This is a genomic window from Pseudoclavibacter chungangensis (assembly GCF_013410545.1).
Lineage (GTDB): Bacteria > Actinomycetota > Actinomycetes > Actinomycetales > Microbacteriaceae > Pseudoclavibacter > Pseudoclavibacter chungangensis.
On the sequence record NZ_JACCFV010000001.1, the window covers coordinates 766,883 to 780,403 of the forward strand.

General features: G+C 71.5%; 7 protein-coding genes. 4 read left to right on the forward strand and 3 right to left on the reverse strand.

Annotated elements, in window-relative coordinates; translation table 11 throughout:
• Positions 1-90: 90 nt before the first annotated feature.
• Positions 91-3,018: an aminotransferase gene (locus tag HNR16_RS03360; protein ID WP_158040107.1), complete on the reverse strand. Its 2,928-nt coding sequence runs from the start codon at positions 3,016-3,018 to the stop codon at positions 91-93.
• Between the two features lie 557 nt (positions 3,019-3,575).
• On the opposite strand from HNR16_RS03360, the gene HNR16_RS03365 reads away from it, so the two are divergent.
• The 4 genes from HNR16_RS03365 (at position 3,576) to HNR16_RS03380 (ending at position 11,186) form a co-directional block, all read left to right on the forward strand.
• On the forward strand, positions 3,576-5,597 hold the full coding sequence (locus HNR16_RS03365) for an ATP-dependent helicase (RefSeq protein WP_158040106.1): 2,022 nt from the start codon (positions 3,576-3,578) through the stop codon (positions 5,595-5,597).
• 335 nt (positions 5,598-5,932) lie between these two features.
• Positions 5,933-6,169: an addiction module protein gene (locus tag HNR16_RS03370; protein ID WP_158040105.1), complete on the forward strand. Its 237-nt coding sequence runs from the start codon at positions 5,933-5,935 to the stop codon at positions 6,167-6,169.
• 462 nt (positions 6,170-6,631) lie between these two features.
• Entirely contained in the window at positions 6,632-10,258 is a 3,627-nt protein-coding gene (gene mfd / locus HNR16_RS03375) for a transcription-repair coupling factor (RefSeq protein ID WP_377700624.1), read from the forward strand.
• 202 nt (positions 10,259-10,460) lie between these two features.
• The gene (locus HNR16_RS03380) at positions 10,461-11,186 is read left to right on the forward strand and encodes a MazG family protein (RefSeq protein WP_158040104.1); all 726 of its coding nucleotides are present in this window, start codon (positions 10,461-10,463) and stop codon (positions 11,184-11,186) included.
• Between the two features lie 33 nt (positions 11,187-11,219).
• On the opposite strand, the gene HNR16_RS03385 is transcribed toward HNR16_RS03380, so the two are convergent.
• Together HNR16_RS03385 and HNR16_RS03390 are read right to left on the reverse strand one after the other, a co-directional pair.
• Positions 11,220-12,284: an ABC transporter permease gene (locus HNR16_RS03385; RefSeq protein WP_158040103.1), complete on the reverse strand. Its 1,065-nt coding sequence runs from the start codon at positions 12,282-12,284 to the stop codon at positions 11,220-11,222.
• A complete protein-coding gene (locus tag HNR16_RS03390; RefSeq protein WP_158040102.1) occupies positions 12,281-13,474 on the reverse strand; it encodes an ABC transporter ATP-binding protein in 1,194 nt (397 codons plus the stop codon). The genes HNR16_RS03385 and HNR16_RS03390 overlap by 4 nt, the downstream gene beginning before the upstream one ends.
• Between the last annotated feature and the right edge of the window lie 47 nt (positions 13,475-13,521).

Consider the following 13,521-nt stretch of genomic DNA (forward strand, 5'->3'; position numbering starts at 1 on the left):
CGCCCGTCGATCGTGATCGCCGGGCACTCGCGGGGCCCGGAGCGGGCGGACGACGATCGTCGTCCGCCCGCTCCGGCGTTCCGCTCGGCGTCAGGCGGTGCGTGACTCGAGCTCGTTCAGCACCGCGTCGAGCGCGTCGACGAAGAGGTCGGCGTGTGCTGCCGTGAGGGTGAGCGGCGGCTTCACCTTGAGCACGTTGCGCCGCTCGGAGGTCGACTGCATGATCACGCCGTGGTCGAGCAGGCGCTCGCACACCCACTCCGTCTCCTCGACGGCCGGCTCGAGCGTCACACGATCCCGCACGAACTCGACGCCCTGGTAGAGCCCCGTGCCGTGCACCGCGCCGACGATCGGGTGCCGCGTCGCGAGCTCGGCGAACCGTGCCGCGAGGTGGTCGCCGACGACCGCCGCGTTGTGCTGGAGGCCCTCGTCGCGCATGACGTCGAGCACCGCGAGCCCCGCGACGGCCGACGCGGTCGCGCCACCCGCCGACGAGAAGAACATGCCCTCGTGTTCGAGCGACGCCGCGATCTCGCGCGTCGTCAGGACCGCGCCGAGCGGGTACGCGTTCCCGAGCGCCTTCGCGACGACGAGGATGTCGGGCACGACGCCCTGCTGCTCGACGCCCCACATGACGTGCCCGAGGCGGCCGAGGCCGACCTGCACCTCGTCGGCGATGCACACGCCACCGCGGCGGCGGACCGACTCGTAGACGGCCGACAGGTAGCCGTCGGGGAGCACGATTCCACCGCCGTTCCCGAAGACGGGCTCGCACAGGAACGCACCGACCGGCCGACCCGCCTCGTCGAGGGCCGTCAGGAGCCGCTCGACGTCGGCCGCGTACGCCGCGCCGGAGTCCGGGCCGCGGTGCCGACCGCGGTACGGGTTGACGGCGTCCGCGACGTGCACCCACTCGGGGCGGGTGGCCGCGGCGTGCGGGTTGTCGTAGGCGCTCGTCGACACCGCGTCGCTCGCGATCGTCCAGCCGTGATAGGCCTCGCGGAGCGTCACGACGTCGTTGCGGCCCGTGTGCACGCGGGCGAGGTGCAGGGCGAGATCGACGGCCTCCGAGCCCGAGTTCACGAGCAACACCGCGTCGAGGGACGGGTCCGGGGCGAGGGCGACGAGCCGCTCGACGTAGTCGGCGAGCGCGCGGTACAGGAACCGCGAGTTCGTGTTGAGCGTGAGGAGCTGTTCGTGCACGGCGTCCGCCATGCGCGGGTGCCCGTGCCCGATACCGGCGACGTTGTTGACGAGGTCGAGATACGCCCGTCCGGTGCCGTCGAACAGCAGCTCGCGCCACCCGCGTTCGATCTGCGGGGCGACCTCGTAGTACCGCTCGGCGGCGCCGGCCATCGCCGACTCGTGACGGTGCCGTTCGGTGACCGCGTCGGGCAGCCAGTCCGCGGGTGACAGGCCGAGCAGTGGCGCCGGATCGGCGGTCAGCCGCTGCCACGCCGGCAGCTCGGGCGCCGTCACGAACGCCGGCGCTTCGATCGTTCCCGGACGCAGCCATCGCAGCACGAGCCGCGCGCCGCCGTCCGCGTGCCCGATCGTCGTGCCCGCCGCGACGGGGCCCGGCTCGTCCGCCGTGGCCCCCTGAAGCTCGATGCGCCCGAACGAGCCGTGCAGTGCGAGGGTGCCCAGCGCGTCGACCGCGAGTTCGGCGTCGAACGGGGCGACGACGTCGGTACCGGTCGCGGGGACGGCGATCTCGGTCGCGAGCGAGGCGGTGCGGGGGAGCGCAAGACCGGGCGGCAGCGTCCGCGTGAGCCGGTGCTCGCCGTACGCGAGGACGCCGAACGCTCCCGTCGCCGTCACATCCGCGAGGAGGCTGTCCTCGATGTCCGGGTCCTGCCAGGCCGCACGGTGCAGGTGCGGGCTCGCCGTGTCGAGGCGCACGGGCGTCGCGCCGGCCGTCCCGAGCGCGGGGAGCATCACGTGGCCCGGTTCCGGGGTCGGTGTCGCGGCCCTGCCGGTGGCCGCGCGGATCGCGGCGTCCGCCACGCCCGTGTCGAGTGCGTCGGCGGCCTCGAAGATGCGCCACTCGTGTTCCATGCGCTCGCGGGCGTAGTCGTTGCCGGCCTCGAGCGCGACCTGGTGCGCTCCCGAGACCACGAGGACCGCGCCGCGCAGCACGACGAGGGGCCAGAGCGCGGCGATCTCGGTATCGTCGAGCGCGACGCGTTCGGCGAACGCGCGGACCGTCTCGAACACGTCGAACGTGCGGTCCACCTGGTGGTGCAGGAGGGACGAGACGGTCACGGCGATCTCGGCGACCCGCCAGCCGGTCGAGAGGTCGCCGAAGTCGATGATGCTCGTGGGGACGACGCGACCGAGCGCGTCGCGGGTACCGACCACGTTGTCGTCGGTGAGGTCGCCGTGGATCACCTGCACGGGCAGGCGCTCGGCGACGTCGCTGACGGCGGCCCACGCATCGCGTGCGGCCCGCAGGACGCGCGCCCGTCGCTCGGGGTCGTCCACCTCGGGGGCATAGGCCTCGACGACGGCGAGCGCATTGCGCATGTCCCACTGCAGGTCGCGGTCGAGGCGCGGGTCGTCGATCGCCGCGAGTTCGGCGACGGTTCGGCCCGCGAGGCTGCCGAGCGCGGTGAGCACCCCGGTCGCGAGGTGGCCGTCGTCGACGAGCGAGTCGCCCTCGACGAACATGAGGAGGCGTGCCCGCAGGACGCGCCCGCCGGGGGTCTCGGCGCGGCCGATTCGGCCGCCGGCGAGCGCCGCGACGGGGGTGGGGACGGCGAGGCCGCGTTCGGCGAGCCGCACGAGGACGCTGTTCTGCGCGTCGAGGTCGTCGTCGGGGAACACGTCGTTGTCGAACTTGAGCAGGAACCGGCCGTCGGTGTCGTCGCTCGGTGTGAGCAGGTAGTTGCGGTCCTGATTGCTGCCGAGCTCGGTGACCGTGCCGGTGATCCCGAACGCGTCGAGCGCGAGGAGGACGGCGTCGTCGGCGGTGACATCGGGCCTGACGAGATCGGTCTCGACGGTGGGATCGAACATGGTGCTCCTCGATGACGACGAGTGACGGAGAGGACGAGGTGTGCGGGAGAGGACGAGGTGTGCGAGAGAGGACGAGGTGTGCGAGAGAGGACGGGTGTGACGGATGCGCGAGGCGTGCACCGCGCCGAATCCATCCGAGTTGTTGCTACCGGATCGCGGGCCCGGTAGCAACAACCCGGCCGGATTCGCGTGCGGTGGGTCCTTCGGTGCCCAGGCGATGATGGCTGTGGCGGGTGCGTGCTCGCCCCCGCCACACGCGGCGCGCCGGTGGCGATCGCGGTGCGCTGTTCGGCTGAGATTCCTCCCAAGCGCCGTGGCCGGGTCCGGCACGGTCAGGCATCGGAACATCCACCCAGCGGCCATGGGGTATCGGTCACAGCGATCGGGCGACCACGCGAGCGCACAGAAAGCCGGGTTGTTGCTACCGGGCCGCGGGCCGGGTAGCAACAACCCGGCTGGATACGGCAGAGGGTCGGTCTCGCAGTGTGGGGCTCGGGGCAGTCGTTCACGGGTGGGTGCTGTTCGTTCGCGGATCGAGAGCGGGTAGTCTCGAACGTATGTTCGATATCGATTGGCGCAGCGGGCTCGTCGAGGAGCAGCTCGCGGCCGCCGAGCACGACGCGCGCCCGCTCGTCGTCGCGGCGGGCGCGGGCACCGGCAAGACGCGCACGCTCACCGCCCGCGTCGCGCGGCTCGTCGAATCGGGCGTCGCTCCCGAGCGCATCCTGCTGCTCACGTTCACACGTCGGGCGGCCGCGTCGATGACGACGCGCGCCGCGGCGCTCTGCGGGGACCCGTCGATCGGTGCGCGTCTCTGGAGCGGCACGTTCCACGCGGTCGCCCACCGCGTCGTGGTCGAACACGCCCAGCACCTCGGCCTGCTCGACGTGACCGTGCTCGATCCGGGCGACGTCGTCGATCTCGTCGACCTCCTGCGCGAGGCCCACGGACTCACGGGCACCGGACGCCGCCTGCCGACCTCGCGCACGATCGCCGACATCGGGTCGCGGGCCGTCAACACCGCGACACCCTCGCGCGAGGTGATGGCCACGCACTTCCCGTGGGCGCTCGAGTTCGCCGACGAGATCAACGCGCTCCTGCGCGACTACGGGGCGCGCAAACGCGAGCGCGGACTCGTCGACTTCGACGATCTGCTGTTGACGTGGCGGGCACTGCTCGCGCACCCCGACACGGGCGCACGCATCCGCGCGCGGTGGGACCACGTGCTCGTCGACGAGTACCAGGACGTCAACAGCGTGCAGGTCGACATCGTCCGGCTCCTGCGTCCCGGTGGCGACGGGCTCACCGTCGTCGGAGACGACGCCCAGGCCGTCTACGGATTCCGCGGCGCGGACGCGGGGCACCTGCTCGCGTTGCACGACGAGCTGCCGGACGCGACGCTCGTGCGCCTCGAACGCAGCTTCCGCTCCACACAGGCCGTGCTCGACCTCGCGAACGTCGTGCGGCCCGGCGATCTGCCCATCCGTCTCACGGCCGCGCGCGAGGAGCAGGGCGCACGCCCACGAGTCGTGCACTGCACGAACGCGGACGACGAGGCCCGCGAGGTCGCCGAAGCGGTCCTCACGGCCCACCAGGACGGCACCGCCCTGCGTGAGCAGGCCGTGCTCATGCGCACCGGTTCCCACAGCGACGTGCTCGAGATCGAGCTGCGCGTCCGTGGCATCCCGTTCGTCAAGTACGGCGGCATCGGGTACCTCGACACCGCGCACGTGCGCGACCTGTTGGCGGCGTTCCGCGTCACGGTGAATCCCGCGGACGAGATCTCGTGGTTCCGTCTCCTCACGCGGCACCGTGCGATCGGCAAGGCGACCGCGAGGACACTCGCGGCCCGGCTCGCCGACATCGGCACGGGCTGGGACGAACGCGTCGAGGACCTCGTCGCGGAGGCGCCGCCGCGGGCACGGACGGCGCTCGCGGCGACGCTCGGGGAGCTCGCGCTCGCGGGCGCGAGCGACGCCGTGCCCGAGGCGGTCGAGGCGTGCCGACGAGCCGTCGTGCCGCTCCTGCGCGCGCACTACGCCGATTGGGCCCGACGGAGCGACGACATCGAGACGCTCGCCGGAGCGGCCGCGACGCAGCGCGACCTGCGTGCGTTCGTCGCCGATGCGACGCTCGATCCAGCGAGCGCGAGCTCCGAGCAGGCCTCGCGTCCGCACCTCGACGAGGACTACCTCGTCCTCTCCACGATCCACTCCGCGAAGGGGCTCGAGTGGGACGCCGTGCACCTGCTGCGCGCCGCGGACGGCGCCATGCCCTCGGACATGTCGCTCGGCACCGAGGACGGGCTCGCGGAGGAGCTGCGCCTGTTCTACGTCGCGCTCACCCGCGCCCGCGACGAGCTGCGCGTGTACGTGCCGGCACGGTTGCCGACGCATCCCACGAGCCTCCACGCACGTCACGTCATCGCGAAGCCGAGCCGCTTCCTCACACCCGACGCGCTCGCGACGGTCGACGAGGTGCACACGGACGCCGTGCGCAGCGCGGAACGTCGTCCCGCCGCACCGCGCCCGGTCGCGGCGCACGTCCCGCTCCCGTCGGTCGACGGACTGTTCACGTGAGCCGCTCGACGCGGACGGACGTGTGATCGGGGCGCAGGCACCGGCGTGAGTGCTCCAGCACGTGGACCCGTCGGTGAGGGGACTGCAGGTCGGCGAGTTCGGGGCGGCGTCGTCCGACGGTACTGGGGCCGGATCGAGTGCGCTCGACTTCCCGACCACGCTCACCGTCGAGCCGTGCTGCGTCGGGCCATCACCGCGGCGCTTCGTCGCGCCCAGAGGGAGCCCACGCGACGCAGGAGGCCGCGCACCGGGCGGGAGCGGATCGGGCCGCAGACCGTCCACGGGCGACGAGGGCGCACCGGGCCGTTTTCGACCTCCAGACGTACACTCGAGGAATGGCAACGGACACCTGGGCACTGATCCGCGACGCCCTCGCGCTCGACGCCGATCAGCGCGCCCTCGTCGCCGACGCACTGCTCGAGAGCCTCCGCGACGAAGGGGAGATGAGCGAGGTCGATGCTGCGTGGCAGGCCGAGGCCACACGCCGACTTGCCGACGCACGCGGAGGTACCGTCGAGCTGGTCGATGCCGACGAACACTACGCCCGGTTGCGTGCCGCTCTCATCGAGTGAATCCGGTACAGCGGGAACACCCCGAAGCCGTCGCCGAGTTCGATGCCGCAGTGCATTGGTACGAGGCGCAGGAGCGAGGGACCGGCATCGCGCTCATCGACCGAGCGCAATAGGCACGACAGCATATCGACCGTTGGCCGCACGCCGCACCACTCTTCGCCACCGCAGACAATGGGACGGTGATTCGCCGCAGGTCCGTCCGCGGATACCCGTACCGAATCGTGTATGCCGTCGAACCGCACAGCATCCTGATCCTCGCCTACGCTCACGAACGACGCGACCCCGGCTACTGGCAGCACAGACTGAGCGGCTGACCCCTTGGCGACCCGACGACGGTCGTGGGTGCGGTTGCGCGGGCAGCACCGATCGATAGCCGCCTGGCGGCATCCGCCCGTCGCACTGCTTTCTGCGGCCCGCGAACGCCCGTATCCGCGCCGTGACCGGCTCGCGTAGGATCCTCTGGTGACTCTGCACGCCTTCCTCCGGGCGCTCGACGGCACCGAAGACGTCCGCCGAGCCCTCGACAAATCCGATCGGGACGCCGATTTCTCCCTCGTCGACGGTATGCGGGCGCCGCTCATCGCGTCCCTCGTCGAGGAACGGGCGCGCACCGCGCCGCCCATGCTGTTCGCGATCACGGCCACGAGCCGCGAGGCCGAGCAGTTCGGCGCCGACCTCGGCGCGTTCCTGCCCGACGCGACGATCATCGAGTTCCCCGCGTGGGAGACGCTCCCGCACGAACGATTGAGCCCATCGGCGGAGACCGTCGGCCGACGACTCGCCGCGATGCGCGCGCTCGCGGAGTGGCGACGCGAGGACGGGCCGAAGCGGCCGTTCGTGCTGCTCGCGAGCGTCCGTGCAGCGCTGCAGCCACTCATGCCGCGCCTCGACGAGCCGGCCACGATCGATCTCGCGGTCGGCCAGCGCGGCGTCGATCTGCAGGCGGTCGCTTCGCGCCTCGTCGAACTCGCGTACACGCGCGTCGACATGGTGACGCGGCGAGGCGAGTTCGCCGTGCGCGGTGGTCTGCTCGACGTCTTCCCACCGGATGCCGACCACGCGCTGCGCATCGACTTCTTCGGTGACGAGGTCGACGAGATCCGTGCGTTCTCGGTCACCGACCAGCGCTCGCTCGAGGGCGAGGTCGGCGCCGCGAGGCTCACGCCGAGCCGCGAGCTGCTGCTCGACGAGGGCGTTCGGCAGCGCGCCGCCGAGATGCTGCACGAGTTCCCGAACCTGCAGCAGATCCTCGCGAAGGTCGCCGAGGGCATTCCCGTGGAGGGCATGGAGTCGCTCGCGCCCGCGCTGGTCGACGAGCTCGTGCCGATCACGACGTACCTGCCGGACGACGCGGCCGTCGCGGTGCTCTCGCCCGAGCGCGTCGCGACGCGTGCCGCGAACCTCGCCGAGACGAACCGAGAATTCCTCGAGGCCGCGTGGTCGGCCGCCGTCGCCGGCGCCGAGGCGCCCATCGACCTCGCGTCGGGCGACTACCTCACCGTCAACGCACTCCACGACGCGCGCGGCGATCGGCCGTGGTGGACGTTCTCGCCGTTCCAGACCCTCGACGTGCCCGTCGAGGAGCTCGGGATGGACGAACTGCTCGCGGTGAAGGTCGCCGGCGAGGCGGTGCCGAGCTTCGCGGGCAACGCCGAGGGCGCCGTGCAGCACACCGCCGACCGGGTGCACGACGGGTGGCGCGTCGTCGTCACGAGTCAGGGCGCGGGCCTCGTCGATCGCGCCGCGAGCGTGCTCGCCGAGCGCGAGATCGCGGCACGTCGCGTCGACGAGCTCCCGGAGGAGCTCGAACCCGGCATCGTGTACCTCGTGCGCTCCGAGCTGCAGCACGGCGTCGAGATCCCGGGGTCGAAGCTCGCGCTGCTCACCGAGACCGACTTCTACGGCCGTCAGGTCGGCTACGACTCGCGCCAGCCGAAGAAGCTCGCGCGTCGACGCGCGGGCTCGGTCGTCGACCCGCTGCAGCTCCAGGCGGGCGACATCGTCGTGCACGAGACGCACGGCATCGGCCGATTCGTCGAGCTCGTGTCGCGCGAGGTCAAGACGTCGTCGCGCACGAGGGCGACGACGACGCGCGAGTACCTCGTCATCGAGTACACGCCCTCGAAGCGTGGGCACCCGGGCGACAAGCTGTTCGTCCCGACCGATCAGCTCGATCAGCTCACGCGCTACGTCGGCGGCGAGAACCCCGCGCTCTCGAAGATGGGCGGCAGCGACTGGGCGGCCGCGAAGGGGAAGGCGCGCAAGGCCGTTCGCGATATCGCGGTCGAGCTCGTGAAGCTCTACTCGGCGAGGATGGCCTCGAAGGGCTACGCGTTCGGCGCGGACACCCCGTGGCAGCACGAGCTGGAGGAGGCGTTCCCGTACATCGAGACGCCCGACCAGCTGCAGACGATCGACGAGGTCAAGCGTGACATGGAGCGGCCGATCCCGATGGACCGCCTGCTGTCGGGCGATGTCGGCTTCGGCAAGACCGAGGTGGCGATTCGGGCCGCGTTCAAGGCGGTCCAGGACGGCAAGCAGGTCGTCGTGCTCGTGCCGACGACGTTGCTCGTGCGTCAGCACCTCGAGACGTTCTCGGAGCGCATGGCGGGATTCCCGATCACGATCCGGCCGCTCAGCCGATTCCAGACGAAGAAGGAGTCGGCCGAGACGATCCAGGGCCTCGCGGACGGCTCGGTCGACATCGTCATCGGCACCCACCGACTGCTGACCGACACGATCGGCTACAAGGACGTCGGGCTCGTCATCATCGACGAGGAGCAGCGCTTCGGTGTCGAGCACAAGGACGCGCTGAAGAAGCTCAAGACGAACGTGGACATCCTCGCGATGAGCGCGACGCCGATCCCGCGCACGCTCGAGATGGCCGTGACGGGCATCCGCGAGATGTCGACCCTTGCGACGCCGCCGGAGGACCGGCACCCGATCCTCACGTTCGTCGGGCCGCGCTCCGACCGGCAGGTCGCCGCGGCGATCCGCCGCGAGCTCCTGCGCGAGGGGCAGGTGTTCTACGTGCACAACCGTGTCGCGTCGATCAATCGTGTCGCGGCGGAGCTCGCCGAGCTCGTCCCCGAGGCCCGCATCGGGGTCGCGCACGGCAAGCTCTCGGAGTCGCGGCTCGAGCAGGTCATCGTCGACTTCTGGGAGCGGAAGTTCGATGTGCTCGTGACGACGACGATCGTCGAGACGGGCCTCGACATCCCGAACGCGAACACGCTCATCATCGACGACGCCGAGCGTTACGGCCTCTCGCAGCTGCACCAGCTTCGTGGGCGCGTGGGTCGTGGCCGGGAGCGCGCGTACGCGTACTTCCTCTACGACGGTTCGCGGCCGCTCACGGAGACGGCGACCGACCGGCTCGAGACGATCGCCGCGAACAACGAGCTCGGCAGTGGCATGCAGGTCGCGCTCAAGGACCTCGAACTGCGCGGCGCCGGGAACATGCTCGGCGGCGAGCAATCGGGCCACATCGCGGGCGTCGGCTTCGACCTGTATCTGCGCATGATCGGCGAGGCCGTCGGCCAGTTCCGCGGCGACGTCGCGGAAAGGCAGACGGAACTGCGGCTCGAACTCCCACTCGACGCACGCGTTCCCGAGGAGTACGTCGCGAGCGAGCGGCTGCGGCTGGAGGCGTACCAGAAGCTGTCGAGCGCGGCCGCGCCGAACGCGAAGCCCGACGCGATCGATCTCGTGCTCGACGAGTTGCGCGACCGGTACGGCGAGCCGCCGGAACCGGTTCGGACCCTCATCGACGTGTCGCGATTGCGACGGCTCGCGATGCGGGCGGGGCTGAGCGAGCTCGTGCTGTTCGGCAAGACGCTGCGCGTCTCGCCCGCGGAGCTGCCCGATTCGAAACAGATCCGCCTGCAGCGGATGTATCCGGGCGCCCGGTACGTGGAGGCGACGAAGTCGCTCGCGTTCCCGACGCTCGAGGAGCGCGACGGACGGGCTCCGAGCGACGAGGAGACGATCGCGTGGGTGCGGGGCATCCTGCGCGCGATCTTCGACATCGAGGACGAGAGCGAGCCGGAGCAGGCGGCCGGGCCGGGGGCCGGTGCGGCGACGGAGTAGCCGGCGTCCCGTGCCGGCGCCGGTCGAGGTGGGGACGCCCGGGCCCCGAGACCCGCGCCCTGGGGATGCCTGGGCCTCCAGACCCGCGCCCTGAGGTGCCCGGGTGCTCCCCGCCCGCGAAGAAAGCCGGGTTGTTGCTACCGGGCCCGGGGCCCGGTAGCAACAACCCGGCTTTCTTTCGTGCGTGGGGGAGAATCGGCGTATGGCTGATGGGCATCCCGAACTCGAACGGCTCCTCGACGTCGTCGCCCGGTTCCGCGGCGAGACCGGCTGCGCCTGGTTCGAGGCACAGACCCACGACTCGCTCGTGCCCTACCTCGTCGAGGAGTCGGCCGAGCTCGTCGACGCGATCGAGGACGGCGCGCCCGAGGACGTGCGCGAGGAGCTCGGCGACGTGCTCTTCCAAGTGCTGTTCCACGCATCGGTCGCGGGGCAACGCGACGACGGCACGGGGTTCGACCTGGAGGACGTCGCCCGTGATCAGGCCGACAAGCTCGTCCGACGCAATCCGCACGTCTTCGGTGAACGGCCCACGCGTGACATGGACGAGATCATCGCGATGTGGCGCGACGCGAAGGCCGTCGAGAAGGCGCGACGCACGAGTGTGCTCGACGGCGTGCCGCACAGCCTGCCCGCACTCGCGCGCGCCTCGAAACTGCTCGGGCGAGCGGCGGACGTCGGCATCGAGCCGCGTGCCGCGGAGGTCGTCGGCGATGCGTCACCCGAACGCCGCCGCGCGGCCGAGGACGCGCTCGGCGAGCGGCTGCTCGACGAGGTGCGTGAGGCCCGTGCGGCGGGCCTCGATCCCGAGCGCGCGCTGCGCGGTGCGCTCGGTGCGCTCGAAGCGCGCATCAGGGCCGCCGAGGCGCCGGTGGCGTCATCGGCCGACGCGACCGACGCGAAACCGCGGCATCGGTCTGCGCGTTGACGGGTGTCGGGCGATGGGTGACGACGGGCGACGCTAGGCGACGCGCGTTCCGGCGGACAGTTTCCCGGCCGGCGTCCGGAGTCGGAGCCCGGCGAGCGCGAGGAGGCCCGCGCCGAGGAACGTGTGGAGCGCGCCACCGATGAACCACGTCGGGACGGTCCGATCCAGGACCTCCTGCGTCGTGGGCGCGTCCGAGCCGTAGTCGGATGTGCAGTAGTCGATCACGTCGGGCATCTCCGGCGTGATCTGGGCCTGCCGGACCAGGATCTTGATGCCGCCGAGCATCGACGGCGCCTCGTCGTCGTGGGCGCTCACGGGCGTCACATCGGCGATCATGACGTACGGATTCAAGGCGAGCAGCGGGTAGACGAGGTCGGTGCGTGGGTAGGTCATGATCTCGATGCTGCTTTCGCACGTCGAGACCGAGGCGCCGTTCTGCACGGCCCCCACGGCATACGAGCGCACTTCAGTCTCCTTCTCCTGAAGGAAGAGGGTGGCGCCGGCCGCGAATCCGACGAGCGTGCCGACGGTCAGCACCGAGGCCGTGAGGTAGGTGAACATGATCGAGAACAGCGGCGAGCGGACGAGCCCCGAGAAACCGACGCCGAGCGCGCTCAGGAAGCCGAGTTCGAACACGAGCAGCAGGAGCGTCGGCACCACCGCCGCCCCGCCGCCGGGACCCGCGATGAGGGCGCCGGTGACGAGGAACGGTATCGCGACGACGGCGAATGCCAGGCTCGAGATCCAGGCGGCGAGGAACTTGCCGATCAGCAGTTCGGGCGTTCGCACGGCGGTCACCTGTACGGTCGCGAGGGTGCCCGCCGAGCGATCGGCGTTGATGGTGCCGCCCGCGAGCACGGGGGTGATGATCGTGGCGAGGAACAGGACGAGGTAGACGGACGCACCGTACGTCCAACCCGAGTCGCCGCGGAAGTCCGACGAGCGCGACGCGGCGGTGAACGTGATCGTGACGATGAGGCCGACCGTGGCGAGCAGCGTGAGGAAGAAGATGCAGAGCAGGATGTAGAACGTCCTGCTCACGACTCGCTGTCGGAGTTCGAGTTCGGTGACGGTCCAGATGCGTCGGAGGCCGTTCACGAGTCGCTCCTCGGGGTGTCGGTGCTCGTGTTCGCCGGACCGGCGTCGTTCACGTCCGTCGCGGCCGGCGGGCGGGGCTCGGCGCCCGATTCCGTGACCGCTGCGTCGTGCGGCCGGGGCGCGCCGTCGTGCGGGCGGGGGATTCCGCCGCTCGTCTCGGGTGGTCTGCCGGGAGCCGGTGGCGGTGCCTGCGGGACTCGCGGGAACGTGGTGACCGGCGCTCCCGCCCCGGGCCGGGCCGGTTCGTGGTGGGAGGGACCGCTCGGGGACGTCGAGGCCCGTCCGGTGGCGAGGTCGAGGAAGGCTTGTTCGAGTTCGCCGACGGCGGGTGCGAAGGCGGAGACGCGGATGCCGGCGCCGAGGATGCGCGCGAGTGCGTCGGCGGCTTGGGCTTCGGAGTCGAAGGGGATGACGAGTTCGCCGTCGCGTCGGAAGACGGCGTCGTAGGGGGCGACTCCGAGTTCGGGGAGCACGCGTTCGAGGGCGGTGGGGTCGAGGGCGCGGATGCGCCAGCCACGGCGTGCTGTGAGGGCGCGTGTGACCGACTCGGCGGGGGCGGTGCGGCCGTCCTGGACGAAGACGACGTCGGGGCGCATGGCCCCGAGTTCGTCGAGGTCGTGGCTCGAGACGAGTACGGTGCGTCCTTCGGCGGCGAGGGCGAGGAGGAAATGTCGGAGTTCGATCTGTGCGGCCGGGTCGAGGCCCGAGGCGGGCTCGTCGAGCAGGAGCACGGGTGGGTCGTTGATGAGCGCGCGGCAGAGGGAGAGGCGTTGTTTCTGGCCGCGGGACAGGACGCGTGTCGGCCGGTCGGCGAACGCGCCGAGGCCGTGCCGCTCGAGCAGTCCGGTTGCTCGTCGTGTCGCCTCGGTGGCGGGGAGGTCGTACATGCGGCCCGTGAGTGCGAGGGCGGTCCGGCAGGTGAGGCCCTCCCATGCGCCGAGGCTGTCGGGCATCCAGCCGAGCCGACGGCGGACGTCGGCCGTGTGGGTGGCGGGGTCGAAGCCGGCGACGGAGATGCGTCCGGTGTCGGGACGCAGGAGCGTCGCGAGCACGAGGAGCAGGGTCGTCTTCCCGGCGCCGTTCGGGCCGATGAGTGCGGTGACGCGTCCCGGCCGGGCTTCGAGGTCGACGTGTCGGACCGCGTCGACCCCGTCGAACGAGCGGCTCACACCCTCCGCGATGATCGTCATGGCGGAAGGCTAGGTGGGGGCCCGCGCCGCGCGCTGTGAGTCCCGAT